The 25,016-nt window shown below is 66.7% G+C and carries 27 protein-coding genes, 1 tRNA gene and 1 riboswitch; of the genes, 13 read left to right on the top strand and 15 right to left on the bottom strand.

What is annotated here, in order from left to right:
- The first annotated feature begins 94 nt into the window (after window positions 1-94).
- A complete protein-coding gene (locus ISO4_RS11010) occupies window positions 95-817 on the top strand; it encodes a dienelactone hydrolase family protein (RefSeq protein WP_194856246.1) in 723 nt (240 codons plus the stop codon).
- A gap of 11 nt (window positions 818-828) precedes the next feature.
- On the opposite strand, the gene ISO4_RS11015 is transcribed toward ISO4_RS11010, so the two are convergent.
- The 4 genes from ISO4_RS11015 to ISO4_RS11030 form a co-directional block, all read right to left on the bottom strand.
- Window positions 829-1,881 carry an NAD(P)-dependent alcohol dehydrogenase gene (locus tag ISO4_RS11015; RefSeq protein ID WP_194856247.1) on the bottom strand — a complete coding sequence of 351 codons (1,053 nt, stop codon included), beginning with the start codon at window positions 1,879-1,881 and terminating at the stop codon, window positions 829-831.
- Window positions 1,882-2,102: 221 nt separating this feature from the next.
- Window positions 2,103-2,762, bottom strand: a complete 660-nt coding sequence (locus ISO4_RS11020; protein ID WP_194856248.1) for an alpha/beta hydrolase — start codon at window positions 2,760-2,762, stop codon at window positions 2,103-2,105.
- A 1-nt stretch (window position 2,763) separates the two neighbouring features.
- Window positions 2,764-5,640: an RNA polymerase-associated protein RapA gene (gene rapA / locus ISO4_RS11025; protein ID WP_194856249.1), complete on the bottom strand. Its 2,877-nt coding sequence runs from the start codon at window positions 5,638-5,640 to the stop codon at window positions 2,764-2,766.
- 34 nt (window positions 5,641-5,674) lie between these two features.
- Window positions 5,675-6,484: a helix-turn-helix domain-containing protein gene (locus ISO4_RS11030; protein ID WP_142950109.1), complete on the bottom strand. Its 810-nt coding sequence runs from the start codon at window positions 6,482-6,484 to the stop codon at window positions 5,675-5,677.
- 87 nt (window positions 6,485-6,571) lie between these two features.
- On the opposite strand from ISO4_RS11030, the gene ISO4_RS11035 reads away from it, so the two are divergent.
- The 6 genes from ISO4_RS11035 (at window position 6,572) to ISO4_RS11060 (ending at window position 9,956) form a co-directional block, all read left to right on the top strand.
- Window positions 6,572-6,982, top strand: coding sequence for a hypothetical protein (locus tag ISO4_RS11035; RefSeq protein WP_194856250.1), 411 nt, complete (start codon window positions 6,572-6,574; stop codon window positions 6,980-6,982).
- A gap of 333 nt (window positions 6,983-7,315) precedes the next feature.
- Complete coding sequence (locus tag ISO4_RS11040; protein WP_142950111.1) at window positions 7,316-7,495, top strand: hypothetical protein; 180 nt, start codon at window positions 7,316-7,318, stop codon at window positions 7,493-7,495.
- A 13-nt stretch (window positions 7,496-7,508) separates the two neighbouring features.
- Entirely contained in the window at window positions 7,509-7,697 is a 189-nt protein-coding gene (locus ISO4_RS11045; RefSeq protein ID WP_194856251.1) for a DUF1272 domain-containing protein, read from the top strand.
- On the top strand, window positions 7,694-8,566 hold the full coding sequence (locus tag ISO4_RS11050) for an alpha/beta hydrolase family protein (RefSeq protein WP_194856252.1): 873 nt from the start codon (window positions 7,694-7,696) through the stop codon (window positions 8,564-8,566). Before ISO4_RS11045 ends, ISO4_RS11050 begins: the two co-directional genes overlap by 4 nt.
- 95 nt (window positions 8,567-8,661) lie before the next feature.
- Complete coding sequence (gene murI, locus ISO4_RS11055; RefSeq protein WP_194856253.1) at window positions 8,662-9,462, top strand: glutamate racemase; 801 nt, start codon at window positions 8,662-8,664, stop codon at window positions 9,460-9,462.
- 95 nt (window positions 9,463-9,557) lie between these two features.
- Entirely contained in the window at window positions 9,558-9,956 is a 399-nt protein-coding gene (locus ISO4_RS11060; protein ID WP_228548066.1) for a VOC family protein, read from the top strand.
- Window positions 9,957-9,971: 15 nt separating this feature from the next.
- On the opposite strand, the gene ISO4_RS11065 is transcribed toward ISO4_RS11060, so the two are convergent.
- The 10 genes from ISO4_RS11065 to ISO4_RS11110 all read right to left on the bottom strand — a co-directional run bounded on the left by ISO4_RS11065 (window position 9,972) and on the right by ISO4_RS11110 (window position 20,010).
- Window positions 9,972-10,949 carry an alpha/beta hydrolase gene (locus ISO4_RS11065; protein WP_228548067.1) on the bottom strand — a complete coding sequence of 326 codons (978 nt, stop codon included), beginning with the start codon at window positions 10,947-10,949 and terminating at the stop codon, window positions 9,972-9,974.
- 73 nt (window positions 10,950-11,022) lie between these two features.
- Window positions 11,023-14,613 (bottom strand): urea carboxylase, encoded by a 3,591-nt coding sequence (uca, locus tag ISO4_RS11070; RefSeq protein ID WP_194856255.1) that lies wholly within the window; start codon window positions 14,611-14,613, stop codon window positions 11,023-11,025.
- 89 nt (window positions 14,614-14,702) lie between these two features.
- Entirely contained in the window at window positions 14,703-15,338 is a 636-nt protein-coding gene (locus ISO4_RS11075; RefSeq protein WP_194856256.1) for an urea amidolyase associated protein UAAP2, read from the bottom strand.
- Window positions 15,339-15,355: 17 nt separating this feature from the next.
- Complete coding sequence (locus tag ISO4_RS11080) at window positions 15,356-16,075, bottom strand: urea amidolyase associated protein UAAP1 (RefSeq protein WP_194856257.1); 720 nt, start codon at window positions 16,073-16,075, stop codon at window positions 15,356-15,358.
- 36 nt (window positions 16,076-16,111) lie between these two features.
- On the bottom strand, window positions 16,112-16,897 hold the full coding sequence (locus tag ISO4_RS11085) for an ABC transporter ATP-binding protein (RefSeq protein WP_194856258.1): 786 nt from the start codon (window positions 16,895-16,897) through the stop codon (window positions 16,112-16,114).
- Window positions 16,898-16,907: 10 nt separating this feature from the next.
- The gene (locus ISO4_RS11090; protein WP_142950120.1) at window positions 16,908-17,723 is read right to left on the bottom strand and encodes an ABC transporter permease; all 816 of its coding nucleotides are present in this window, start codon (window positions 17,721-17,723) and stop codon (window positions 16,908-16,910) included.
- Between the two features lie 54 nt (window positions 17,724-17,777).
- Window positions 17,778-17,888, bottom strand: a riboswitch (guanidine-I (ykkC/yxkD leader).
- Window positions 17,889-18,086: 198 nt separating this feature from the next.
- Window positions 18,087-18,860, bottom strand: coding sequence for a dienelactone hydrolase family protein (locus ISO4_RS11095; RefSeq protein ID WP_194856259.1), 774 nt, complete (start codon window positions 18,858-18,860; stop codon window positions 18,087-18,089).
- A 29-nt stretch (window positions 18,861-18,889) separates the two neighbouring features.
- Window positions 18,890-19,225, bottom strand: a complete 336-nt coding sequence (locus tag ISO4_RS11100) for a hypothetical protein (protein WP_228548068.1) — start codon at window positions 19,223-19,225, stop codon at window positions 18,890-18,892.
- A gap of 59 nt (window positions 19,226-19,284) precedes the next feature.
- On the bottom strand, window positions 19,285-19,497 hold the full coding sequence (locus ISO4_RS11105) for a hypothetical protein (RefSeq protein WP_194856260.1): 213 nt from the start codon (window positions 19,495-19,497) through the stop codon (window positions 19,285-19,287).
- 111 nt (window positions 19,498-19,608) lie between these two features.
- Complete coding sequence (locus ISO4_RS11110; RefSeq protein WP_194856261.1) at window positions 19,609-20,010, bottom strand: hypothetical protein; 402 nt, start codon at window positions 20,008-20,010, stop codon at window positions 19,609-19,611.
- An 87-nt stretch (window positions 20,011-20,097) separates the two neighbouring features.
- Here ISO4_RS11110 and ISO4_RS11115 point away from each other — a divergent pair, with 87 nt between their 5' ends.
- The 4 genes from ISO4_RS11115 to ISO4_RS11130 are packed head-to-tail and all read left to right on the top strand — an operon-like array spanning window position 20,098 to window position 22,422.
- Window positions 20,098-20,445 (top strand): GIY-YIG nuclease family protein, encoded by a 348-nt coding sequence (locus tag ISO4_RS11115; protein WP_255442690.1) that lies wholly within the window; start codon window positions 20,098-20,100, stop codon window positions 20,443-20,445.
- Complete coding sequence (locus ISO4_RS11120) at window positions 20,442-21,032, top strand: LemA family protein (protein ID WP_194856262.1); 591 nt, start codon at window positions 20,442-20,444, stop codon at window positions 21,030-21,032. The genes ISO4_RS11115 and ISO4_RS11120 overlap by 4 nt, the downstream gene beginning before the upstream one ends.
- Window positions 21,029-21,811 (top strand): TPM domain-containing protein, encoded by a 783-nt coding sequence (locus ISO4_RS11125; protein ID WP_194856263.1) that lies wholly within the window; start codon window positions 21,029-21,031, stop codon window positions 21,809-21,811. The genes ISO4_RS11120 and ISO4_RS11125 overlap by 4 nt, the downstream gene beginning before the upstream one ends.
- Window positions 21,811-22,422, top strand: a complete 612-nt coding sequence (locus ISO4_RS11130; RefSeq protein ID WP_194856264.1) for a TPM domain-containing protein — start codon at window positions 21,811-21,813, stop codon at window positions 22,420-22,422. Before ISO4_RS11125 ends, ISO4_RS11130 begins: the two co-directional genes overlap by 1 nt.
- Before the next feature lie 523 nt (window positions 22,423-22,945).
- On the opposite strand, the gene ISO4_RS11135 is transcribed toward ISO4_RS11130, so the two are convergent.
- Window positions 22,946-23,022, bottom strand: a tRNA-Met gene (locus ISO4_RS11135).
- A gap of 254 nt (window positions 23,023-23,276) precedes the next feature.
- Here ISO4_RS11135 and iscR point away from each other — a divergent pair.
- Together iscR and ISO4_RS11145 are read left to right on the top strand one after the other, a co-directional pair.
- On the top strand, window positions 23,277-23,753 hold the full coding sequence (iscR, locus tag ISO4_RS11140; protein WP_142948484.1) for a Fe-S cluster assembly transcriptional regulator IscR: 477 nt from the start codon (window positions 23,277-23,279) through the stop codon (window positions 23,751-23,753).
- Window positions 23,754-23,781: 28 nt separating this feature from the next.
- Window positions 23,782-24,942, top strand: a complete 1,161-nt coding sequence (locus tag ISO4_RS11145) for an IscS subfamily cysteine desulfurase (RefSeq protein WP_194856265.1) — start codon at window positions 23,782-23,784, stop codon at window positions 24,940-24,942.
- Window positions 24,943-25,016: the final 74 nt, after the last annotated feature.

Raw genomic sequence — 25,016 nt, forward strand, 5'->3', positions numbered from 1 at the left:
TTCGTCGCTTGCCATCTGTAACCGGACCTATACGGTAAAGGGCGCTGTTTTGATGCGTTTTCGGGACCGTAACGGAGAGTATGGGAGAGCAACCATGAGCGAAGTGATCAATACAACGGTGGACTACCAGGTGGACGGCAAGGCCTTTCAGGGCCATCTGCTGTACCGGCGCGGCGCCACGCCCGGCCGGGGTCTGCTGATGGCGCCCAATTTCTTCGGGGTCACCGAGCGGGCGCTGGACCAGGCCGAGCAGTTGCTCGACGACGACAGCGTGATTTTCGTATTCGACCCGTTCGGCGTGGAAGGCCGGCCCCAGACACCGGAGCAGGCCATGGCCGCCATGGGCGCTCTCCGGGAAGACAACGATGCCCTGCGCGCCCGGCTCGCCGAAGCGCTGGCGGTGCTGACCCGGGAAGCCGGTGCCCTGGGCGTACCCGCCGGCCGTCTGGCGGCGTTCGGTTTCTGCTTCGGCGGCGCCTGCGTGCTGGAGCTGGCCCGGTCCGGCGCGGACCTGCGCGCCTTCGTCAGCTTCCACGGCCTGCTCGACACCCCGAGGCCCGCCGCCGGCCCGATCAAGGGCGCGGTGCTGGTGCTCAACGGCGCCGACGACCCCATGGTCAGCGACGAATCCCTGGTGGCGTTCAAGAAGGAAATGGATGCGGTGAACGCGGATTGGCAGCTCACCCACTTCGGCGGGGCGGTGCACTCCTTTACCGCGCCCAACGCGGACATGCCCGGGCGGGCAATGTACGACGCCAAGGTCGCCCGCCGCGCGTTCGCGGCCATGGACGACCTGTTCGGCGAGGTGTTCGGCTAGCCCTCAGGTTTCTAGGTGTTGAGGGTCGCCATGTCGATGACGAAGCGGTACTTCACGTCGCCGTCTTTCATGCGCTGGTAGGCCTCGTTGATGTTGTGGATGTCGAGCATCTCCACATCGCAGCTGATGTCGTGCTCGGCGCAGAAATCCAGCACTTCCTGGGTTTCCGGCATGCCGCCGATCAGCGAGCCGGCCAGGATGCGCCGCTTGCCGATCAGGGCACCGGCGTGCACCGGCGGCTCCACCGTGTCCAGCAGCCCCACCAGGATGTGCTTGCCGTCGTAGGCGAGGGCGTTCAGGTAGGGGTTGAGGTCGTGGCGCACCGGCACGGTGTCGAGGATGAAATCCAGCTTGCCGGTCATTGCCGCCATCTGGTCCGCGTCGGTGGACACCACCACGTGGTCGGCGCCCTGTTTCTTCGCCTCGTCCACCTTGCTTTCCGAGCGGGTGAACAGGGTCACCTCGGCGCCCAGGGCCTTGGCGAATTTAACGCCCATGTGGCCGAGGCCGCCCATGCCCACCACGCCCACTTTATCGCCGGCTTTGACGCCGTAATGGCGCAGCGGTGAGTAGGTGGTGATGCCGGCGCACAGAATCGGCGCGGCGGCGGCCGGGTCCAGTTTTTCCGGCACCCGCACCACGAAACGCTCGCTGACCACCACCGATTCGGAGTAGCCGCCGAAGGTGACGCTCTTGTCGTGGCGGTCGCGGCCGTTATAGGTGCCGGTCATGCCTTCCACGCAGTACTGTTCCAGACCGTCTTCGCAGGCCTCGCAATGGCGGCAGGAGTCCACCATGCAGCCGACACCCACCAAGTCGCCGACCCTGAAGCCGCTGACTTCGTCGCCCACGGCGGTGACGCGGCCGATGATTTCATGGCCGGGCACCACCGGGTAAAGGGTGCGGCCCCAGTCGTTTTCGGCGAAATGAATATCGGTGTGGCAGACGCCGCAGTAATCGATCTTGATCGCCACGTCATCCGGGCGCGGTGCGCGCCGCTGGATGGACATGGGGTGGACGCCGGAATCGGCGCTTTGCGCGCCGTAGGCTTTAATCTCGCTCATGGTCCTGTCCCTCATTACGTTCTACGAAGCCCGGCTTGTGGGAGCGGGCCTCGCCCGCGAAAGGGAGCGACGCTTCCGGCAGGATACCAGAAACCTTTCTAATACCAGCCCTGAAAAGCTCTCTGGAATCCTGCCGGCCGGCTTTGCCGGCCTTTCGCTTGCAGGGCAAGCTCCCACAAACCGGGCTTCGTAGAAAGGCCCGGTAAGGAGACCCGGGCGTTTCAGGCGAGCACCTGCTTCAGGAAAGCGGCGATGTCCTGAATTTCCTCCAGGCACACCGCGTGCTCCATGGGGTAGGTTTTGTAGGTCGCCGGGTAGCCCTTGCCTTCCAGCGCCTGGGCCGCCTGGCTGCCGCCTTTTTCCGGCACCATGGGGTCAAACTGACCGTGGGCCACGAACACCGGCAAGGCCCGGTTGGCCTCGCTCAGGGCGACGCTGTCCTGGGTGGCGAAATAGGTGGACAGTGCCATCAGGCCGGCCAGCTTTTTCGGGTGGCGCAGGGCCACTTCGTAGGCCACCGCGCCGCCCTGGGAAAAGCCGGCGATGACGATGCGCTCGCTGGGCACGCCGCGCTCGATTTCCCGTTCGATCAGGGCGTCGATCTGGTCGGCGGAGCGGCGGATGCCGTCCACGTCGGTGGGACCTTCGCCGCCCAGGCCGACGATGTCGTACCAGGCCGGCATCACCATGCCGCCGTTGATGGTCACCGGAATCTGCGGCGCGTGGGGAAACACGAAGCGCGTCGGCAGGTCCGCCGGCATACCCAACTCCGGCACCACCGGCTCGAAGTCGTGGCCGCTGGCGCCCAGGCCGTGCAGCCAGATCACGCTGGCGACGGCGGGCTGTTGCGGTTCGATTTCCACACAGGGCAAATAACTCATTCTAGTCTCCGGCTACGATCACCCGCACCGCCTCCAGGCGGTAGCGGGCGTCCTGCAAGTGGGTTTCCAGGGCGGCGGTCTGCCGCTCCAGGAAGTCGATCTCTTCGTCGCGCACCAGCGGGTTCTTTTCCCGCAGCGCTTTCAGGCGGCGCAGTTCCAGGTCCTGCTGCTCGCGCATGGCGGCCAGGGCGGTCTGGATGATCTCGTCCGCTTCGCCGCGCGCCTTGTTTTCGTCGTCCTTGAGCAGCTGTTCCAGCAGGGCTTTCTGGCTGGCGACGATCTTGCGCGCCAGCGGCTTTTCCAGCTTGTGGCACTGCTTGCACAGTGCCTCATGGCTGATCGCCGCGGACAGATCCCGGCCGCGGCCGTCCACCAGCCGGCGGATGGTGGTCACCGGCAGAAAGCGGTCCGCCTGCAGGTGCTTGGGCGCCACCGTTTCCACCGTGTAGGCCAGCTCCAGCAGCAGGGTGCCGGCTTTCACCTTGGGGTTCTTCAGCAGGCTCACCGACGCCTTGCCCCGGTGGGAGCCGAGAATCATATCCAGGGCGCCGGTCACCAGCGGGTGTTCCCAGGTGAGGAACTGCATGTCGTCGCGGGCCAGGGCGGTGGCGCGGTCATCGGTCACCGTCACGCCGTCATCGGGCAGCTCCGGAAACGGCTCGCGCATGTGATTGCCCGGCTTGAGAATCCACGCCTGTTCGGAGTGCTCTTCCTGATCCACGCCGTAGTGGTCGAACAGGCGACCCAGGAACGGCCAGGGGCTGTGGGCGTCCGCCTCGCGCAGTTTGTCCTTGAGGGTTTCCGCCCGTTCGGCGTCGAACGACGCCAGCTCCAGCAGGCGGTCGCGGCCGCTCTCCAGCAGCTCGCGCAGGCGCGCCGCCTCGGTACGGGTGGCCTCGATCAGGCGCTGCCGGGTGTCGGCGTCGCCGGGCAGGGCCAGCGCCGCCTCCAGGGTGTCCTGGGTGCGCAGGCGGATTTCGTGGCCCGCCGGGTTGGTCTGCTCGAAGGCGTTCATGCCCTGGTGGTACCAGTGGAACAGCACCTCCTGGCCATGGTTCTCGAAGTAGGGCACATGGATGCGGATTTCTTCGCTCTGGCCGATGCGATCCAGGCGGCCGATGCGCTGCTCGAGCAGATCCGGGTTCAGCGGCAGGTCCAGCAGCACCAGGTGGTGGGCGAACTGGAAGTTACGGCCCTCGGAGCCGATCTCGGAGCAGATCAGCGCCTGGGCGCCGTCCTCGCTGTCGGCGAAGTAGGCCGCCGCCCGGTCCCGCTCGATCAGATCCATGCCTTCGTGGAACACCGCCACGCTCATGCCCAGCTTGTAGCCGCAGTAGGCGTGCAGGTCGATGGCGGTGTCGCGGCGCGCGCAGATCACCAGCACTTTCTCGCCGCGCTGCGCCTTGAGGAATTTTTCCAGCCAGTTGACGCGCGGGTCCTCGGCGCACCAACGATCGTCCGGGAAGCCCGCCTCCGGGTACAGACGCAGCTCCGCTTCGTCGTCGTCCACTTCGTAGTTGCCGGGCAAGGGCAGGGGATAGCCCTCGACCTTGCGCGCCGGGAAGCCGGCGATGTTGTGGCGGGTATTGCGGAACAGAACCCGGCCCGGGCCGAAGCGGTCCAGCAGCTCCGCCAGTACGGTGTCGCGGTGGTCTTCGTCCACGGTCTCGCCGGGCAGCAGGGCGGCGGCCCGGTCTTTCAGCGCCGCCGGCCAGGTGTCCCGGTCGTGCAGCTCGCCGGCCAGTTCCGCCACTTCCCGGTACTGGCCCTGTTCCTCGACGAAGGCGTCCAGGCTCGGGTAGCGGTCCGGGTCCAGCAGCCGCAGGCGCGCGAAGTGGCTCTCCACGCCCAGCTGTTCCGGCGTGGCGGTGAGCAGCAACAGGCCGGGGCTGGTGCGCGCCAGCCGCTCGACGCGCTGATAGGCTTCCGACGGCGCGTCCTCGGACCACTCCAGATGGTGGGCTTCATCCACCACCACCAGGTCCCACTCGGCGGCGGCCAGGGTGTCGATGTCGCAGCCTTCCAGGAAGGCGGTGCTGCACAGGATCAACTGCTCGGACAGGAAGGGGTTGTCCACCACTTCCGGCGCGTCCGCCTCGCCCAGCTCCTCGGCGATCAGGTCGGCGAGCATGTCCTTGACGCTTTCCGCGCTGGGTTTGCCCAGGGCTTCCAGGCGCTCTTCGTCGAAGATCGAGAAACGCAGGTTGAAGCGCCGCGCCATCTCCACGAACCACTGGTGCACCAGGGCGTCCGGTACCACGATCAGCACCCGGCCGGCGCGGCCGGTCTGCAGCTGTTGATGGAGAATCAGACCCGCTTCGATGGTCTTGCCCAGGCCCACTTCGTCGGCCAGCAGCACCCGGGGCGCGTAGCGCCGCGCCACCTGGTCGGCGATGTACAGCTGGTGGCCGATCAGGTCGATGCGCGGGCCGCGCAGGCCCTCGATCTCGGAGCCTTCGCGCTGGGCGCGGGCGCGCAGCGCCGACAGCCGCAGCTCGAACCAGCGGTTCGACGACAATTGATTGGTGAGCAAACGGTCCATGGCGCCGCTGAGGCGCAACTGATGGCCCAGCAGGGATTCCGGCACCGGCTGCACATTGTCCGGCTCGCCGGCGGGGTGGGCGTGGTACACCATCAGCCCGTTGTGATCCTCGGCGCTTTGCACCACCAGCTCCAGGCCGTCGCCGGTGGTCAGGGTATCGCCCTCGTCGAAGGTGATGCGTGACAAGGGCGCGTTGTTCTTGGCGTAGGTCCGCTCTTCTTCCACGGCCGGATAGAGCACCGTGACCAGACGGTAATCCACCTCCTTGATCAGGCCGAGGCCCAGTTCGGTCTCGGATTCACTGAGCCAGCGCTGGCCGGGGGTAAAGTCGGTCATAGATATCCTGTGGCCGGTGGATTCGGGAGCGGAATTATACGGATTCGGGGCCTTCAGTGCGATCAAAGCCGCCCGCTTCCTCGAAGAACGCCCGGGTGGCGTCGTCGGCGGGGAAGTAATGTTCGATGCGCAGCTCCTCCACCACCACGTCCACCGCGGTGCCGAAACAGGCCAGGGTGGAAAAGGTGCGCAGGCGCCGCCCGGCGATATCCAGCTCCAGGGTGAGCATCGGCTCCACGCTGGCCGGCGTGTGTTCCAGCAGGGCGTCCACGTCCGCCAGTTCGCTCAGCCGTTGATAGAGCGCGCGCAACACCGTATCCGGGCGGGTATCCAGATCCCGCCGCAGACGCCGCAGCAGGAAGCCGGCCACCGTCTCCCAGTTGGCGATGAACGGGCGGAACCCCTCCGGATGGAACACCAGCTCGACCATGTTGCCGGTCTGCGGCAGCGGGCCGCCCTCGGCCACCACCGCCTGGATCAGCGCCTGCTGCGCCGGGTTGGCGAGCAGCAGATTCCAGTGCGCATCCAGCACCGCCGCCGGATAGGGCGAATGGTTTTCCAGCATCACCTCCAGGGCCCGGCGCACCGGCGCCATGGCCGGATCGTCCAGCCGCGTTTCCGAGAAGCGCGGCGGATGGCCGGCGGCCACCAGCAGGTGATTGGTATCGCGGCAGCTGAGATCGAGCGCCTCCGCCAGCCGCTGCAACAAGCCGGCGCTGGGCTGCGCCCGGCCGGTTTCCACGAAGCTCAGATGGCGGCTCGACACCTCCGCCCGCATCGCCAGATCCAGCTGGCTCAAACGCCGGTTGCGGCGCCACTCCGATAACAAATGTCCCGCCTGCACTGTCGCCTCCCATTACCTCACGGGTAATTGTTTCGCTTCCCCGCAACGGGGATTCTGACTCTATCAGAAACCTGAAGGAGAAAGACCATGCCCTGGAAATCACTCAAACACGCCCTGCTCTTCAACGCCGTCGGCACCGCCCTGCTGGGCGCGCTGCTGATCGTCGACGGGGGTATCATCGCCGGCCTGCTCGGCGCCCACGCCGGCGCCATCCCGCCGCTGGTCTGCACCGTGGCCGGCGTCGTCTGCCTGCTGTTCGCCGCCGATCTGGCCTTCGTCGGCACCCGCAAGCCGATCCCCCAAGGACTGGCCAAGCTGCTCACCCTGGCCGACGCCGCCTTCGTGGTCGCCCTCCCCGTGGCGATGATCGTGGCGGCGCCGCTGCTCTCCAGCCTGGGCCAGTTCCTGCTCGCCGACCTGGCCCTGCTCACCGCCTTCCTGATCTGGTGCCAGTGGCGCGGCCTGCGCCAGCCCCAACCCGCCCCGGCCAGTTCCTGACCTTGGCGCCGGTTTGTGGGAGCGGGCCCACCCGATCCCGGCGCTCCTTGGGAGATTCGCCGCCAGGGTTTCGTAGAAAGGTCCGGGCGGCGTTTCTGACCCGTGGCGGTTCCGTTTCCAAGTGAGCGGGGCAATGGTGGTGCCTGGAGGGAGCTGTTTGGCCAGGGATGGCCAAACTAACAGCGGCCAGGGATGGCTTGAGCGGTCCCGGAAGGCACCACCATTGCACCGCGTCTCCGATACGGAGCACCACAGCCCGCACAACCGAATTGACACCACCCGGAAAAAATTCGAGTAACCTGTACCGGTCCACAGAAACACAAGGGTATTACCATGGGCGACGTGGTCCCCTTCCAGAAACCGGCCAAAAAGAAACCCAAAAAGGGCCTGTGCCAGCACGGCTTCCACAAATGGAAAGTGGTCAAGAACACCCGGTTCGACAGCCAGCAGGGCAAACTGGTCACCCGTTACCAGTGCGAGCGCTGTGGCAAACAGAAAGTCGAAGCGCGCTAGGAGAAACACCGACATGTTGGAAATGAAAACCGAGTGCGAACATTGCCACGACGCGCTGATCGAGCAGGGCGAAGTCTATATCTGTTCCTACGAGTGCACCTTCTGCGTGGACTGTTGCACCGCCCTGGGCGGGCTGTGTCCGAACTGCGGCGGTGAGCTGGTGCGCCGGCCGCGCCGTCCGGAAGGGGCGGAGACCGCGTGAGCGCGGCCGCCGCCGGCGCCGGCCATCAGGTCGATACCGCCAGCGGTTACCGGGTGCCGGTGACCTGGTACGCGGGCGCGCCGGACACACCGACGGTGGTGCTGCTGCCGGCGCTGGGCGTGGCGGCGCGCTTTTACGACAAGCTCGCCGCCACCCTGGCCGGGAGCGGGCTCAATGTGGCGGTGATGGAGCAGCGCGGCCAGGGCGACAGCGCGTTGCGGCCCGGCCGTGGTCAGAACTGGGGCTTCGCCGAGGTGCTCGACAACGACCTGCCGGCGCTGCTGGATTGGGCCGAAGCGCGGCGGCCCGGCGCGCCGCTCCACCTGATGGGCCACAGCCTGGGCGGCCATTTCGCCGCCATCACCGCCGGGCGCTTTGCCGAACGCATCCACGGTTTAATTCTGGTGGCCACCGGCAGCCCCTGGTGGAAAGCGTTCGAAGGCGCGCGCACCCGGCCCGACGCCAAAAGCGTGCGCCGGCTGATCCGGCTGATTCCCGCCGCCGGCCTGCTGCTCGGTTACTTCCCCGGCGAGCGCATCGGCTTCGGCGGCAACGAGGCGCGCGGCGTCATGAACGACTGGCGCACCCTGGCGCAGCACAACCGCTACCAGGCCCGGGGTCTGGACGAAGACCTGGACGCCGCCGTCGCCGCCTATACCGGGCCGGTGCTGGCGGTGCGGCTGGCGGACGACGCCCTGGCCCCGGAAGCGTCAGTGAAAGCGGTGACGGACAAATTCCGCAACGCCCCGCTCCGCCAGCAGGTGATTACCGCCGAACAACTCGGCGACCGCGCCGATCATTTCCGCTGGGCCCGTCAGGCCCGGCTGGTGGCCGATCTGGTCACGCCCTTTGTTGCCGGCCCGCGATAGCGGTAATCTTCCCCCTTCGCCCGGCAACCACCCGACCGTAACCGTATGGCCCGCTATTCCGCCGTCACCACAACCGTCCCGCCCGGAGCCCGCCCGTGAGCGGCCCCATCCTGATCTTCGATTCCGGGGTCGGCGGCCTGTCCGTGGTCAAGGCGCTGCGCGAGCAGATGCCCGGCGCGCCGCTGGCCTACGTGTGCGACAACGCGGCGCTGCCCTACGGCACCAAGGCGGACGCCTGGCTGGTGCGGCGCATCGTCCAGGTGTGCCGGGCGGCGGTGGCCGCCAGCGGCGCCCGGGTGCTGGTGGTGGCCTGCAACACCGCCAGCACCCTGGCGCTGGACGCGCTGCGCGACGCCCTGGCCATCCCGGTGGTGGGCACGGTGCCCGCCATCAAGCCCGCCGCCGCGCTCAGCCGCAGCGGCGTGATCGGCCTGCTGGCCACCTCCGCCACCGTCACTCGCCCCTACACCGACAAGCTGATCCACGACTTCGCCGGCCACTGCACCGTGGTGCGGGTGGCCGCCGACGGCCTGGTGGAGCAGGCCGAGCGGCTGCTCGCCGGCGAGCCGGTGGACGACGCCGTCATCGACGCCGGGCTGGCGCCACTGTGGCGCGCGCCGACGCTGGACACCGTGGTGCTCGGCTGCACCCACTTCCCGCTGCTGCGCGACCGGCTCGACGCCCGCGCCCCGCGCCCGCTGCAATGGGTGGACTCCGGCAGCGCCATCGCCCGGCGCGTGGCGCAGGTAGCCGGCGCGGCGGAGGAAAACCGGCCTGAACATCTCGCTCCGGCCTGGGCCACCGACCCGCGCCCCGCGGGGCTGACCCACGGTTTCCGCGCCTTCGGTTTTGCGCCGCCGGTCGCTCTGTCGGTACCGCTGCCCCAGCCGGTCTGATCGCTTCCCGGTTGCTCCATCTTGTGCGCAAGGATGCTTTTGAATACTGTCCAAAAGAACAGTTCTCAGAGTGGAGAGGTATCGTGAAACCAAGAATGAGTTTATTGACGCTCGGTGTGCGGGATCTGGCGCGTTCGGTGCGGTTCTACGAGCAGGGTCTGGGATTGCCGCGCATGCCGTCGCCGCCGGAAGTGGCGTTCTTTACGCTGAACGGCACCTGGCTGGGCCTCTACGGCCGTCAGGCGATGGCCGAGGAAGCCGACGTGGCCGATGACGGCGGCGGCTTCGCCGGCTTCACCATCGCCCACAATGTGCATTCGGAGCAGGAGGTGGATCAGGTGCTGGCGCAGGCCGAGGCCGCCGGCGCCACCATGGTGAAACCCGGACACAGAGCGCACTGGGGCGGCTACCTGGGCTACTTTTCCGACCCGGACGGCTTCCTGTGGGAGGTGGCCCATAACCCGGAGTTCTGGGTCGGTCCGGAAGACAACTAATCCGCTACCTCAATATCAGTCACGCCGCACGGGGCCGGTCAGCCATTGCTGGATCGCGCCGCGCGTGTCGGCGCTTTTGATGAGGCCCAGGTGGCCGACCCCTTCCAGCACCTTTACGTCGGCGTGGTCGGTGTGCTCGCGGAACAGGGGCGCGTAGGCGTCGCTGTTGAAGCTGCTGTCGGCGCTGCCGGCCAGCACCAGGGTGGGCGCGTTCAGCGCGGCGATGTCGGTGCCGTAGTCGTCGCGCGGGTGCATCGACGTCTGCATACGGTAGCTGTAGGCCAGGGTCTCGGTGCCGTCGCGCACGGCTTCCGGCATGTTGAATTCGATCACGGTGAGGTCGTTCAGGCCGGTGATGCCGACGCCGTTGAGCAGGCCCAGCAGGATCAGCCGGAGTACTTTCGGGTCGGCCCAGTCCGAATTGCTTTCCGCGCTGGTGGGGGCACTGTGATGGATGTAGGGCGCCAGCAGGATGTAGCCGTCCACCGGCACCTGCGGGTCGCCGCCGGCGTGGCGTATCGCCAGGCCGCCGCCGCTGGAGTGGCCGGCCAGCAACAACGCCGCCTCGGGGTGCGCCCGGCGCACCAGGCCCAGGAAGTCGTCCAGGTCGTCCTCGAGCTGGCCGATGTAGTCCACGTCACCGCGCCGCACCGGGTCCGGGCCGTGGCCGCGCAGGTCCGGTGTGTAAACGCGCACGTCGCCGCTTTCCGCCAGGCCGGCGGCCAGCGGTTGCAGGTAGCCGCTGTGGTAGCCGGAGCCGTGCAGCAGCACGATCACCCGCGCCGCGTCGCCGCTGCCGGCGTATTCCCGGTAGTGCAAGGGCGTGCCGTCGCGGGCCTGGTACTTGTGCAGCGCCGGCGGCGGTGCGCCGCCGGTGACCTGATCGAAATCCATGCCGCCGTCCTGCTGACTCCAGAGCGGCGTGGCGAGCAAGAGGAGCAGGGCGCCGGTCAGTGCCGGCGCCCATGGAGGGGTGCGGCCGGTGCGCCACATAAGAGCCTCGTCGTCGTGCGTCTGGTGTCCGCACTGTGCGTTGTCATCGCGGTGGTCGCAAGGCCCGGGCCGTTCAACCCAGGATCATCACCGCCTGGCCGGCGTTGATCTGCTGGCCCTCCTGGCGGGCGATGTGCACCACCTTGCCGGCTTCCGGCGCGGCCACTTCGATTTCCATCTTCATGGACTCCAGCACCGCCACCACCTGGCCTTCTTCCACGCGGTCGCCTTCGGCCACGGTGAGCTTCCAGATGTTGCCGGCAGTGGGGGATTCCACCGGAGTGCCTTCCGGCAGGCTGTCCGCTTCCTCGGCGTTCAGGTCCTGCTGGGATTCGAAGTTGATCTGGCCGCTTGCCACCCAGCGTTGCAATTCCTCGTCGAAGGCCCGGTTGCGGGCGTCGGTGAAGGCGCGGATGTCGGCGTCGTTGTCTTCCAGGAAGCGCTGGTACTCGCCCAGGTTGAAGGTGGTCTCCTCGACCCGGAACGGGTAGCGGCCCTTGGGGAAGTCGCGGCGGATTTGTTGCAGCTCCTCGGCGCTCACTTCGTAGAAGCGGATCTGGTCGAAGAAGCGCAGCAGCCAGGGCTGGGTGAACGCCTCGGTGCGGTGGAAGCGGTTCCACATCTGCATGGTGCGGCCCACGAACTGATAGCCGCCGGGCCCTTCCATACCGTACACGCACAGGTAGGAGCCGCCGATGCCCACCGAGTTTTCCGCGGTCCAGGTGCGGGCCGGGTTGTACTTGGTGGTCACCAGCCGGTGGCGCGGGTCGTAGGGGGTGGCCACCGGCGCGCCGAGATAGACGTCGCCCAGGCCCATCACCACATAACTGGCCTCGAACAGAATTTTCTTCACCTCGTCGATGCTGGCTAGGCCGTTGATACGGCGGATGAACTCAATGTTGCTGGGGCACCAGGGTGCATCCTTGCGCACCGACTGGGTGTATTTCTCGATCGCCAGGCGGCAGGCTTCGTCGTCCCAGCTCAGCGGCAGGTGGACGATGCGCGAGGGCACTTCCAGGTCGTCCTGCTTGTCCAGGGTCAGTTCGGCCCGTTTCAGGATCTCCAACAATTCCTGGCGCGGCAGCACGGACGGCTCGAAATGCACCTGCAGGGAGCGGATGCCCGGGGTCAGTTCGAGAATGCCGTCGAGCTGTTGGTGTTCCAGCCACAGCATCAGCGCGTGGGCCCGGAATCGCAGCCGCAGGTCCAGTTCCAGCGGGCCGTATTCCACCAGCAGGTAGCGGTCGCCGGCGGCGCGGTAGACCACCTCCGGGCCGTCTTCCTGTTCTTCCAGCCGGTCCAGGACCGGCGTGGTCACGGCGGCCGGGGCCGGGTCCAGCGTCGGCGCCTCGAGGGCGGCCAGGCAGGCGTCCTGTTCCGCCGCCAGGCGGTCGGCGTCGTCCAGGCTGAGCGGCACGAAGCGAATGCGGTCGCCGGCCTTGAGCTGGCCCAGTTTCCAGCGGTCCGCCGAGATCACCGTGGCGGGGCACACGAAGCCGCCCAGCGACGGCCCGTCCGGCCCCAAGATCACCGGCATGTCGCCGGTGAAATCCACGGTGCCCACGGCGTAGGCGTTGTCGTGAATGTTGGACGGGTGCATGCCCGCTTCGCCGCCGTCGCTGCGCGCCCATTCCGGTTTCGGGCCCACCAGGCGGATGCCGGTGCGGCTGGAGTTGTAGTGCACCTGCCAGTCGGCGCTGAAGAAGGTGGCCATGTCGTCGTCGGTGAAAAAGTCCGGCGCGCCGTGGGGGCCGTAAATCACGCGCAGCTCCCAGGTGTCGCCCAGCGCCGGTTTCAGGCTGTCCGGCACCGCCACCGGGGCCGTGTCCGCCGCCGGGGGGCCGAAGTGCAGCACGTCGCCGGTGCGGATGGCGCGCCCGCCGTGGCCGCCGAACTGCCCCAGGGTGAAGGTGCTGCGCGAGCCCAGGTAGGGCTGGCACTGCAGGCCGCCGGCGAGGGTCAGGTAGGCGCGGGCGCCGTCGCCGCGCACCTTGCCCAGCTTGAGGGTCTGGCCGGCGGCGACGGAAACCGCCTGGTAGTTGGGCACCGGCTCGCCGTCCAGGGTGGCGCCCATGTCGGCGCCGGTAAGGGCGATGCGGGTGCCGTGGTTAAAGCGCAGGGTGGGGCCGTTGAGGGTGAATTCCAGCCCAGCGGCGTCCTCGTCGTTGCCCAGCAGGCGGTTGCCGAGGCGGAAGCTGAGCGCGTCGAACGGGCCGGACGGCGGCACGCCGATGGGCCAGTAGCCGCGCCGGCCCGGGTAGTCCTGCACCGTGGTCAGGGTGCCGCCGGCGAGCACGTCCAGGGTGGTGGGCTGGTAGTCGAAACCGTTCAGGTAGCGGGTGGTCATTTCGCCGTTCTGGAACGCCCGGTCGGCGAGGATCGCCAGCACATAGTCGCGGTTGGTTTCGATGCCCTCCACGCAGGTGTGTTCCAGGGTGCGTTGCAGGGCGGCCAGCGCCGCGTCGCGATCCGCTTCGAAGACGATCAGCTTGGCCAGCATTGGGTCGTACAGCGGCGAGACCGTCAAACCGGGTTCGATCCAGTGGTCGATGCGCAGCTTCTCGCCGTCGGCCTCGGGAAACTCGGCGGTGGTGAGCAGGCCGGCGCTGGGCTGGAAGTCCTTGTTGGGGTCTTCCGCGTACAGGCGCGCCTGCAGCGCGTGGCCGCGCGGCATGAGGCCCTCGCCCAGGCCCGCCAGCGGCGGCAGCTCGCCGGCGGCCAGCTGCACCATCCAGCGCACCAGGTCGATGCCGAACACCTGCTCGGTGACGCCGTGCTCCACCTGCAGGCGGGTGTTCACCTCCAGAAAGTAGAAGCGGTTGCTGTCCTGGTCGAGGATGAATTCCACTGTGCCGGCGTTGCGGTAATCCACCGCCGCCACCAGGCGGCGGGCGGTGTCGTGCAGGGTGGCGCGCACCTCGTCCGGCAGGTTGGGTGCCGGGGTTTCTTCCAGCACTTTCTGGTGGCGGCGCTGGGCGGAGCAGTCCCGCTCGCCCAGGGCCAGTGCGCCGCCGGCGCCGTCGCCGAACACCTGCACTTCGATGTGGCGGGCGCGCTCAATGTATTTTTCCAGGAACACGCCGTCGTTGGAGAAGTTGTTGGCGCTCAGCCGGCGCACGCTGTCCCAGGCTTTTTCCAGGCCGGCGTCGTCGTGGCAGATCTGCATGCCGATGCCGCCGCCGCCGGCGGTGCTTTTGAGCATCACCGGGTAGCCGATCTCGGCGGCGGCTTTGAGCGCCGCCGCCGGGTCATCCAGCAGGCCGGTGCCGGGCAGCAGCGGCACGTCGTTGTCCTCGGCCAGGGCGCGGGCGGTGTGTTTCAGGCCGAAGTCGCGCATCTGTTGCGCGGTCGGCCCGATAAAAGCGATGCCGTTGTTTTCGCACCGCTCCACGAATTCGGGGTTTTCACTGAGAAAGCCGTAGCCGGGGTGCACCGCGTCGATGCCGTGCTCGGCCATCAGCGCGAACAGCTTGTCCTGGTTCAGGTAGGTCTGCGCGGCGTTGCCGTCGCCCAGGTACAGCGCCTGGTCCGCCAGGGCCACGTGTCGGGATTCGGTGTCCGCGTCGGCGTAGATCGCCACGCTGGTGACGTCCAGATCCTTGAGGGTACGGATGATGCGGGTGGCGATGGCGCCGCGGTTGGCGATCAAAACCTTGTTGAACATGACGTCGGCTCTCTTGCGAGGGCGGGCCGTCCCGCCGTTGTGTTTCCTTGCGCCGGGGTCGTCCCCGGGGGCGTTTTCGGTGAACGCCGTTACCAGATCAGCACTTCAATGGGCGTGGGGTTGTAGCCGTTGCACAGGTTATTGAGCTGCGGGCAGTTGGAAATCAGCACGGTGGTGTTCATCAGTGCTTTCAGTTCCACGTATTTGCCCGGCGCGGAGATGCCGTCCTCGAAGGTGAGCCCGCCGTCGGCGGTCACCGGCACATTCATAAAGAAATTGATGTTGTGGGTGATGTCCCGTTTGCCGAGGCCGAACTCTTCGTGCTCGTTGACCGCCAACATCCAGCTGTCGCGGCAGGCGTGCATACAGCGCTTTTCCAGGTCGTAGCGCACGGTGTTGCTCTCGGTGGCGCAGGCGCCGCCCAGGGTGTCGTGGCGGCCGCAGGTGTCGGCGGTGATTTCCAGCATCGGGTTGTTGCGGTTGGAGCGCAGCACCGTGCCGGCGGTGAGGTAGACGTTGCCCTGTTCGCGGATGGTGTCCACGGCGCTGTAACGTTCGGCGCTGTCGTCGGCGTTGAAGAACAGGGTGTCGGCGGCCTGGTTGCCTTCCAGATCCAGGATTCGGACCGTCTCGCCTTTTTTCACCACTTTCAGAAAGTAGTCGCCGGCGGGGACGGTCTCCCGGAAGGTGGCGTCTTCGGGTTTCAGAATGCTTTCTTTGATCATCTTGTCCTCCTTACGGCTCAGGCTTCGTCCAGGTAGTACAGCCGGTTGTTTTCGAAGGCGCGGCCGTTCTCCGGGCGGAAGTTCAGGCAGTAGTCGTCCGCCGTCACCGGGTCGGCCTTGAGCATTTCCACGTGCACCGGCTTCTTCGGGTATTCCGTGGCCGGGTTGAGCGGGTGCGGGCAGGTGTGCATCACCACCAGGGTTTCCATCTCGAAACGCAGCGTGACCTGGGCGCCGGGTTTCGCCGCGGAGGGGTCGAAGCACATCTTGCCGTCGTCGTCGGTGGCCACCTTGCTGAACAGATTGAGGTTGGCGGCCAGGTCCCGTTCGGTGAGGCCGTACTTGGCCAGCTCGGTGAGGAAGCTGGTGTGGCCGCTGAGGTACCAGTCGTTGTGGTGGTCCTGGTAGCGGTGTTCGCCGTACTTCTCCTTCACCTGTTGCGGGTGCAGGTTGCCGCACACGGTGTCGTGCCAGCCGAAGCTGTCCTCGACGATGGAGGCGAACACCCGGCCCATGTCCGAGTACAGGCAGTTGCCGCGGGTGAGCTTGAAGGTGTGCTGGCCCTTGAGGCTGTCCGGGGCGTTGTAGCGCTCCAGCTTTTCCTCCGGGTTGTAGAACAGCATGCCCACGTTGGCGCCGCCTTCCACGTCGGTGAGACGCAGGGCGGTGCCGCGCCGCATCCGGAAGGACCAGTGCGCGCCGCCGGGCAGGGTGTATTGGTAGAGCGGGGTTTGCATGGGGTTGCTCCTCGTTCTCTGGTTACGGGGTCGGTATCAGGCGCCCAGCACCCGGGCGGTGGAATCCACGCTCTGGGTGATCGACTGCAGGGTGCCTTTGTCGCTGTTGCCCACCGGCAGGTCGTAGGTAATGCGCGCGCCGTAGCTGCCGGGGGTCTGCGGGTCCAGCCGCTCCTTGTCGAACACCCACATGCGGGTGCCGAGGAAAAAGCCCTCCGCCAGGTCGTGGGTGATCATGAACACGGTCAGGTCCTGTTTGCGCCACAGGTCCAGCACCAGCTCGTGCATGTCCCGGCGGATGCCCGGGTCCAGGGCGCCGAAGGGTTCGTCCAGCAGCAGAATGCGCGGCTTCTTGATCAGCGCCTGGGCCAGCGCCAGGCGTTGCTGCATGCCGCCGGACAACTCGTGGGGGTATTTGCCCAGGGCCTGGTCCAGCCCCACGGAAGCGAGCATTTCCTCGGCCTGCTCGCGCAGGGCGCGGCGTTTGCCGCCGAACACCCGGCCCAGCCAGCGGCTGCTTTCCAGTTCGCCGGCCAGCATCACGTTTTCCACCGCGGTGAGGTGGGGCAGTACGGAATAGCGCTGGAACACGATGCCCCGGGTCTCGTCCGGCTCGTCGGGGATCGGTTTGCCGTCCAGCAGCAGTTGGCCCCGGGTCGGGCTTTCGGTGCCCAGCATCATTTTCAGGAAGGTGGTCTTGCCGCAGCCGGAGGCGCCCACCACGGTGACGAACTCGCCTTCTTCCACCTTGGCGTTCAGGCGCTCCAGGACCACGTCCTGGCCGTACTCCTTCCAAAGATTCTTGATCTCGATGGCAGCCATATCGGTCTCCTTATTGCGCGCCGTGGAACCAGGGGTAGCGCCACTGGGAGTAACGCTTGAGGGCGAAGTCGAGAGCGAACGCCAGGAAAGTGATCCAGGCCACGTAGGGCAGAATCACGTCCATGGCCAGGTAGCGGCGCACCAGAAAGATGCGGTAGCCCAGGCCTTCGGTGGCGGCGATGGCTTCCGCGGCGATCAGGAACAGCCAGGCGGAGCCCAGGGACAGACGCACGGAACTGAGCAGGCGCGGCATGATCTGCGGCCACACCAGCCGGGTGATGATCTGCCAGGTGTTGGCGCCCAGGGTCTGCATCTTGATGATCTGTTCGGTGGGGATTTCCTCCGCCCGCTGCTGCAGGTCGCGGATCAGAAAAGGGGTGATGCCGATGATGATCAACATCACCTTGGCCAGCTCGCCGAGCCCGAAAATGATGAACAGGATCGGCAGAATCGCCAGCGGCGGCACCAGCGACATGCCGGTGACCAGCGGTGAGATGCCGGCCCGGAACAGCGGCAGCGAGCCGGTGGCGATGCCCACCACCAGGCCGATCAGAGCACTGATCGCCACGCCGATGCCGAGCCGCTGCAGGCTGGCCAGGGTGTCCACCAGCAGGGTGTATTCGCCGCTGCGTTTGCTGGGCTCGAAGGCCATGCGTTCAATGGCGTCGGAGAAGCTGCTCAGGGAGGGCAGCAATTTGTCGTTGGGGTTCGCGTCCAGCCGTGCGTCGGAGGCGACCAGGTACAACACCGCCAGGATGACGAAGGGCAGCAGCCCGAGGGCCCAGCGGCCCACCGGTCCGGCCTGGCGGTTGATCAGTTTCTTCATGGCGACCTCCTTGGTTACAGGCGATGAGGAATCCAATGACAGGGCGTCATCATGTCCTCCCGGGCTTTTGTCCCGCCGTGTAACCTCCCCGGCGCGCCGGGCGAAGGTCGACCGCTCTCGGACCAGGCATCGGCGTTGCCGACCGGAACCCTAGCGATCCATTGATAGCAAATTGTCGAGTCGTGATGGCAAAACCGGCCATTCGATTCCTGACATCCATACAGCAAAACCGATGCCAGGGTGGCCAAGGTGTTGTTTTGTAAGGGCTGGCGCCCGGAGGCGGGGCGTGGCGGGATCGTTTTGGGGCAGGCGAGTGCGCTTTATTGGTGCCCGGCGCCCCAGGGTGGGGCGCCGGGGTGGGGATCAGGGTTGCTCGATAAAGTCCATCAGGGCTTCCCAGCTCACCAGATCGGCCTCTTTGTCGTAGGCCAGCGGCAGCTCGAACCGTTTGCCGGTTTCGTCCGCCTTGGGGTTGGTGAAACCGTGCTGCACGCCCGGGAAGCTGAGCAGCTGGAACTGGGCGCCGGCCTGGGTGAGCTCTTCCACCAGGGCGCTCACCTGATCCGCCGGCACCATCGGGTCGGCCTGGCCGGTGGCCACCAGCACGCGGGCGTCGATGTCGCCTTCGCCGGCGCGCTGGTTGGTGCCCAGGGTGCCGTGGAAGCTGGCCACGCCGGCCAGGTCGTTGCCCTTGCGCGCCTGTTCCAAAACCACGCCGCCGCCGAAGCAGTAACCCACGGCGAAGATGCGGTCGTCGTCCACGTACTGCTGATCACGCAGTATGGTTTTGGCGGCGTTGAAGCGCGCGGTCAGTTTTTCCGGTTCCGACAGCGCCTGCTCCATGAACGCCTTGGCGTCCTTGGGGTGGCTGGCCACCTGGCCGTCGCCGTACATATCCACCGCCAGGGCCACATAGCCCTCCTCGGCGAGCAGACGGGCGCGGTTGCGGGCGTAGTCGTTGAGGCCCCACCATTCGTGCACCACGATCACGCCGGCGGTGGTGCGGTCCAGGTCCTCGTCCATGAACAGCACGCCCTTGCCCAGACCACCGGGCAGTTTCACGGTCTTTTCCGCCACGTCCGCGATGGCGATACCGCTCAGCATCAGCAGGCCCAGCACAATACTCAGTCGTTTCATGGTCGCATCCTTCTTGGTTGGTGGTGATCTCACTCGTCCCACACCCAGCGCAACGGTTCGCCGAAATCGTCATAGATCAGTTTGCGCCGCGGCCGGCGCTTGTGCGTGGGGCGGGTGGTTTTGCGTTTGCGCGCGTCAATCGCCGCCGCCACCGCTGAAATGTCCGTGCGGGTGGCGCGTGGCGCCTGGGAAAACGGAAAAGCACGCTTTCCCTGGGGCTGCGCCGGGTCATTGCCGGAAACGCCGTGCGGCACTTCCTTAATGCGTCCGCCGTGGGAGAGAAAACGCTCCATATCCCGTTGCAGGCGCCGGCGCTGCTGTTCCTTACTATTGCGGACTTTCATCGGGTCGGGGGGATCGGGCAAGTAGCCTTCCACCATAGCAGTGCAAGGCAGGGGCGAGAAGACGCCGGGCCCCGATGGGCCTAAAAGGTATAGACAGTGGCGCCGGCGGCATCGGGAAGGGGCAGGCCCTGGTTGGCGCGGATACCGGTGGGAACATTCCGGCCGGAGGGCCAACTGTCCTGGGACTCGGTTTCTTCATCGGCGGCGTCCAGGGAGGGCAGCCGCGGCGGCTCGCCGGCGCTCGCCATGCCCGCCACCAGCATAAGCAGCCCCAGCACTGAATATCGGATCATAACCACCTCCCCCTTGATGTGTGCGGGAATAGTGGTCGGCGCCGGGTCAAGGCGGCGCGAAGGCGGCCGCCGCCGGCGTTTTCAGCGGGGTCGCCTCGCGCCCGGGGAGGCTTACAGGCCTTTGTCGAGGGTCTCCGAAGGTGCGGGCGTATCGCCGGCGCGCAGCGGGTTGCAGTTCTTGATCACCACCTTGCCTTCCAGCACGTTACCCCGTGAATATTCCTGGAAGATGCAGCGGTTGGTCTCCGGGTCGTAGTTTTCGATCCACAGGTTGTCGCCTTTCCAGGTGGCCGCCACGTGCTGGTGCCCTTCTTCCACGGTCACGTTCATGGTGCCGCCAAGGCGCTTGACGAAAATCTGTTCCAGCCAAAAATAGTAGAGCAGGGTGCTTAACAGCCAGATCACCACGGCGGTAATGAGCGCCGGTTTCCACTTGCCCATGCGCACACCGATGCCGAACAGGGCCAGGAAGATAACGGCCGCCACCAGCAGCCAGTAGAGGTAGGTGATCATGCGAAGCTCCTTATTTCAGGCTATTGTTGTTTCGATGCAAAAACACATGTTGATGATAGCAATTCCCCGAAAAACAGGTGTAAAACCGTGAAACAGAGCACGGCGCCGGCGGCCGGCGACTGGTGGGTGTACATGCTGCGCTGCGCCGACGGCTCCCTGTACACCGGTGTCACCACGGACGTGCTGCGCCGCTGGCAGGAACACAACGACGGCCCGCGCGGCGCCCGCTACACCCGTGCCCGGCGGCCGGTGGCCCTGGTGATGTGCGTGGCGGTGCCCGGGCGGGCCGCCGCCGGCCGGCTGGAGGTGCGCCTCAAGGCCCTGTCCCGCCCGCGCAAGGAAAAACTGATTCAGGCGGTCACCGGGGTTTCGGTTGCTAATCCACCGGGGAATTGCTTGACTGCGTCCACTTCTGAATTGGAGAACCCGGAATGAACTTTTGGCGTGCTTTCATGCTGATGTGGCTGGCGGTATCGCTGGCCGGCTGCGGCATCAACAATATTCCCACCTACGACGAGCAGGTGAAGGCCGCCTGGTCCCAGGTGCAGAACCAGTACCAGCGCCGCGCCGACCTGGTGCCCAATCTGGTCAACACCGTGCAGGGCTTCGCCGACCAGGAGCGCGAAGTGCTGGTGGAGGTCACCGAGGCCCGCTCCAAGGTGGGCTCGATTCAAATGGACGAGAGCATTCTCGACGACCCGGAGAAATTCCAGCAGTTCGAGCAGGCGCAGAGCCAGCTCGGCTCCGCGCTGCAGCGGCTGATGGTGGTGGTGGAGCGCTACCCGGACCTGAAATCCAACCAGAACTTCCTGACCCTGCAGGCTCAGCTGGAAGGCACCGAGAACCGCATCGCGGTGGCGCGCCGGGATTACATCCAGGCGGTGCAGCAGTACAACACCGAGATCCGCACCTTCCCGGGCCGCCTCTGGCACAGCGTGCTGTACAGCGAGCTGGAACAGCGCGAAAACTTCGAAGCCACCACGGAGAACGCCGACCAGGCGCCCTCCGTTAACTTCGAATGAGTACCGCGCTGACCCCCAACCGTCTCGGCGCCGCGCTGCGGCTCGGCGCCCTGCTGATGCTGGCGGCGCTGGCGCTGCCGGTGTCCGCCGCCCCGGACTTCCCGGAACTCACCGGGCGCGTGGTCGACAACGCCGAACTGCTGTCGCCGGCCCAGGAACAGGCGCTCACCGAGCGGCTGGCCGCCGAAGAGCAGCAAAGCTCCAACCAGATCGTGGTGGTCACCCTGGCGGACCTGCAGGGCTATGACATCGCCGATTACGGCGTGCGGCTGGGCCGGGAGTGGGGCATCGGCCAGGAGGGCACCGACAACGGCGCTCTGCTGATCATCGCGCCCAACGAGCGCAAGGTGCGTATCGAAGTGGGCTACGGGCTGGAAGGGGCGCTCACCGACGCCACCTCTTCCAGCATCATCCGCAACGACATCCAGCCCGCCTTCCGGCAAGGGGATTTCGCCGGCGGCATCAACGCGGCGCTCACCTCAATTTTCGCCGCCATCCAGGGCGAATATCAGGCCCCGGCCGGCGGCGGCGACGCCGACCGTAAAGAAGCCTCCAGCCTGCAGGCGCTGCTCTACCTGATCGGCCTGGTGGTGTTCACCTTCTTTCTGTCGTTCGGTGGCCTGGGCCGCAAAGGCGGCCGCCGCGGCGCCGCCGGCCTGATGTTCCTGCCCATGGGCATGGGCGGCTTCGGCGGCGGAGGCGGCGGAGGTTTCGGTGGCGGCGGCTTCGGCGGCGGCGGTGGTGGTTTCGGAGGCGGTGGCGCCTCGGGAGGTTGGTAATGTTATTGAACGAAGAGAACCAGAAACGGGTTGCCCGGGCGATTGCCGCCATTGAAAGAGACACCGACGCCGAGGTGGTCACCGTGCTGGCCCGCCAGGCCGACGACTACCGCTACATCCCGATGATGTGGGCGGCGCTGCTGTCGCTGCTGGTGCCTCTGGCGCTGGCGTTCATGCCGGTGGGACTGGACGCGCTGGAAACACTGCTCGCCCAGTGGACCGTGCTGGTGGTGCTGGCGGTGCTGTTCCGCTGGCCGCCGCTGATGATGAAACTGGTGCCCAAGCGCGTGAAGCACTGGCGCGCCGCTAACCTGGCCCGGCGCACCTTCCTCGACCAGGGCCTGCACCACACCCGTGGCGGCCACGGCGTGCTGATCTTCGTCAGCGAAGCGGAGCACTACGTGGAGATCCTCGTCGACCGGGGCGTGGCCCAGCATGTGCCGGACGAAACCTGGAAGAAGATCGTCGACACCTTCACCGCCCACGTCCGCCAGGGCGAGGTGCTCAACGGCTTCCTGGAGTGCATCGCCTCCTGCGGCGACCAGCTGATCATCAAGGTGCCCGCCACCGAAAAGAAAAACGAGCTGCCCAACCACCTGGTTATCCTTTAACCGGCTGCCCCTAACCGGGCACCCTGGTGCGGGTGGGCCTTTTGGGAGCGGGCCCCGTCCGCGAAAGGGAGCGAAGCTCCCGGCAGGATCCCAGAGATGTCTGACAGCAGCACCATCAGCCTCTGGGATCCAGCCGGCCGGCAAGCCGGCCTTTCGCTTGCAAGGCAAGCTCCTACAATCCGAGCTTCGTAGAAAGGTCCGGGCGCTCTCTCTGAAAGGGTGGAGCTGACCCGTGGCGGTTCCGCTGCCAAGTGAGCGGGGCAATGGTGGTGCCTGGAGGGAGCTGTTTGGCCAGGGGGGGCCAAACTAACAGCGGCCAGGGATGGCTTGAGCGGTCCCGGAAGGCACCACCATTGCACCGCGTCTCCGATACGGAGCACCGAACACTGGAAAAAGAGGCCTCTGGTATCCTGCCGGGTGGCTCAAAGCCACCCTTTCGCGGGCTGGGCCCGCTCCCACAAGATCTGATCCCAGAAGAGGGGCGCACAAAAAAGGCCGCCCGGTAGGCGGCCTTCTTCGTAGATGGTAGCAAGGGGCGGACTTGAACCGCCGACCCCAGCATTATGAGTGCTGTGCTCTAACCAGCTGAGCTACCTTGCCATCGAACTCTGGAACCCGGGGTTCCTTCAAGGCCGCGAATTGTCCGCGAGCGCCCCGGCGCTGTCAAGAATCCAGAGCCCGTTTCCCCGGCGCGGCCGGTCCGGCCGACGAATTATTGTGCAGCCGGCGCTTCGAGCGTCGGGCCGGGCGGCATTTACATGAGAATAATTATCAATTATTGTTGAGATAATACTTGACCGATTTAGTCGGTTTTTAATACGCTAACCGAATATTCACGTACCAAAGGTGTGGGTATGCGTCTGACCACCAAAGGCCGCTACGCGGTCACCGCCATGCTGGATCTGGCTCTTCACGCGGATGCCGGCCCGGTATCCCTGGCGGACATTTCCGAGCGCCAGGGCATTTCCATTTCGTATCTGGAGCAGCTGTTCGCCAAGCTGCGCCGTCGGCAGCTGGTGACCAGCGTTCGCGGTCCCGGCGGCGGCTACCGTCTCAGCCGGCCGGGCGGCCAGATTGACGTGGCGGCGGTGATCGAGGCGGTGGACGAATCCGTGGACGCCACCCGCTGCGGCGGCCAGGGCGATTGCCAGGAAGGGCACACCTGCCTGACCCACCATCTATGGTGCGATCTGTCCGATCAGATCCAGGACTTCCTGTCCGGCATCAGCCTGGGCGAGCTGGTCGCCCGCCATGAGGTGAAAGCGGTGGCCCAGCGTCAGGACGCGCACCAGAGCGCGTACCAGAACCGGGTACCGATCAGCACGCTTTAACCTACCTTTCGAGAAGCAGTCACCGACCATGTCGCAAGCGGTTTATCTGGATTACGCCGCCACCACCCCGGTGGACCCCCGGGTGGTGGAGGTGATGATGCGCCACCTGGGCCCGGAGGGCACCTTCGCCAATCCGGCATCACGCAGCCATCTGTACGGCTGGCTGGCGGAAGAGGCGGTGGAGAACGCCCGCCGCCAGGTGGCGGACGCGCTCAACGCGGACCCCCGTGAAATCGTCTGGACCAGCGGCGCCACCGAGGCCGACAACCTGGCCATCAAGGGTGTGGTGGAGCAGCGCGGCGGCGGCCATGTGATCACCGCCGCCAGCGAACACAAGGCGGTGCTCGACCCCTGCGGCTGGCTGGAGCGTTCCGGTGTGCCGGTGACCTACCTGGCGCCGGGCGCGGACGGCCGCATCGACCCCCAGGCGGTGGCGGACGTCCTGCGCGAGGACACCGTGCTGGTGTCGATCATGCACGCCAATAACGAGACCGGGGTGATCAACGACATCGACGCGATCGGCGCGATTTGCCGTGAGGCCGGCGTGCTGTTCCACAGCGACGCCGCCCAGACCGCCGGCAAGCTGCCCCTGGACGTGCGCGCCACGCCGGTGGATATGCTGTCGCTGAGCGCGCACAAGTTCTACGGCCCCAAGGGCATGGGCGCGCTGTACGTGCGCCGGCACCCGGATGTGCGCCTGAGCGCGCAGATCCACGGCGGCGGCCACGAGCGCAACATGCGCTCCGGCACCCTGGCCACCCACCAGATCGTCGGCATGGGCGAAGCCCTGGCGTTGGCCGTGGCCGAGCGCGACGCCGAGCAGACGCGCCTGGCGGGGCTGCGTGACCGGCTCTGGGACCAGATCGCGACGCTGCCCGGCGTGCATCTAAACGGGCGCGACGCGCCGCGCCTGGCCGGCCATCTGAACGTGGCGTTCGAGGGCGTGGACGGCGAGATGCTGCTCACCGCGCTCACCGAGGTGGCCGTCTCCACCGGCTCGGCCTGTACCTCCGCCTCTCTGGAGCCGTCCTACGTGCTCAAGGCCATGGGTTTGGCCGATGACCTGGCCCATGGCGCGATCCGGCTCTCCCTGGGCCGGTTCACCGGCGAGGACGAGGTGGACCGGGCCGGGCAGAATGTGACGGAGGCCGTCACCCGGCTCCGTGACGCGGCCCGCAGCCGCGCCTGAAACGCCCGCCTGTCGGGGCGCCGGGGCGCTCCGTCCCACCCGGGGGCTGGCCCGCCCCTTGCTTTGTCTACGTG

The organism is Alloalcanivorax venustensis ISO4, from assembly GCF_015356855.1.
Lineage (GTDB): Bacteria > Pseudomonadota > Gammaproteobacteria > Pseudomonadales > Alcanivoracaceae > Alloalcanivorax > Alloalcanivorax venustensis.

Bases quoted from the DNA above. Each gene is read 5' to 3' on its own strand.
- ISO4_RS11010 (WP_194856246.1), top strand. From the start codon at position 95: ATGAGCGAAGTGATCAATACAACGGTGGACTACCAGGTGGACGGCAAG.
- ISO4_RS11015 (WP_194856247.1), bottom strand. From the start codon at position 1,881: ATGAGCGAGATTAAAGCCTACGGCGCGCAAAGCGCCGATTCCGGCGTC.
- ISO4_RS11020 (WP_194856248.1), bottom strand. From the start codon at position 2,762: ATGAGTTATTTGCCCTGTGTGGAAATCGAACCGCAACAGCCCGCCGTC.
- rapA (WP_194856249.1), bottom strand. From the start codon at position 5,640: ATGACCGACTTTACCCCCGGCCAGCGCTGGCTCAGTGAATCCGAGACC.
- ISO4_RS11035 (WP_194856250.1), top strand. From the start codon at position 6,572: ATGCCCTGGAAATCACTCAAACACGCCCTGCTCTTCAACGCCGTCGGC.
- ISO4_RS11040 (WP_142950111.1), top strand. From the start codon at position 7,316: ATGGGCGACGTGGTCCCCTTCCAGAAACCGGCCAAAAAGAAACCCAAA.
- ISO4_RS11045 (WP_194856251.1), top strand. From the start codon at position 7,509: ATGTTGGAAATGAAAACCGAGTGCGAACATTGCCACGACGCGCTGATC.
- ISO4_RS11060 (WP_228548066.1), top strand. From the start codon at position 9,558: ATGAGTTTATTGACGCTCGGTGTGCGGGATCTGGCGCGTTCGGTGCGG.
- ISO4_RS11065 (WP_228548067.1), bottom strand. From the start codon at position 10,949: ATGTGGCGCACCGGCCGCACCCCTCCATGGGCGCCGGCACTGACCGGC.
- uca (WP_194856255.1), bottom strand. From the start codon at position 14,613: ATGTTCAACAAGGTTTTGATCGCCAACCGCGGCGCCATCGCCACCCGC.
- ISO4_RS11075 (WP_194856256.1), bottom strand. From the start codon at position 15,338: ATGATCAAAGAAAGCATTCTGAAACCCGAAGACGCCACCTTCCGGGAG.
- ISO4_RS11080 (WP_194856257.1), bottom strand. From the start codon at position 16,075: ATGCAAACCCCGCTCTACCAATACACCCTGCCCGGCGGCGCGCACTGG.
- ISO4_RS11085 (WP_194856258.1), bottom strand. From the start codon at position 16,897: ATGGCTGCCATCGAGATCAAGAATCTTTGGAAGGAGTACGGCCAGGAC.
- ISO4_RS11090 (WP_142950120.1), bottom strand. From the start codon at position 17,723: ATGAAGAAACTGATCAACCGCCAGGCCGGACCGGTGGGCCGCTGGGCC.
- ISO4_RS11095 (WP_194856259.1), bottom strand. From the start codon at position 18,860: ATGAAACGACTGAGTATTGTGCTGGGCCTGCTGATGCTGAGCGGTATC.
- ISO4_RS11105 (WP_194856260.1), bottom strand. From the start codon at position 19,497: ATGATCCGATATTCAGTGCTGGGGCTGCTTATGCTGGTGGCGGGCATG.
- ISO4_RS11110 (WP_194856261.1), bottom strand. From the start codon at position 20,010: ATGATCACCTACCTCTACTGGCTGCTGGTGGCGGCCGTTATCTTCCTG.
- ISO4_RS11120 (WP_194856262.1), top strand. From the start codon at position 20,442: ATGAACTTTTGGCGTGCTTTCATGCTGATGTGGCTGGCGGTATCGCTG.
- ISO4_RS11125 (WP_194856263.1), top strand. From the start codon at position 21,029: ATGAGTACCGCGCTGACCCCCAACCGTCTCGGCGCCGCGCTGCGGCTC.
- ISO4_RS11130 (WP_194856264.1), top strand. From the start codon at position 21,811: ATGTTATTGAACGAAGAGAACCAGAAACGGGTTGCCCGGGCGATTGCC.
- iscR (WP_142948484.1), top strand. From the start codon at position 23,277: ATGCGTCTGACCACCAAAGGCCGCTACGCGGTCACCGCCATGCTGGAT.
- ISO4_RS11145 (WP_194856265.1), top strand. From the start codon at position 23,782: ATGTCGCAAGCGGTTTATCTGGATTACGCCGCCACCACCCCGGTGGAC.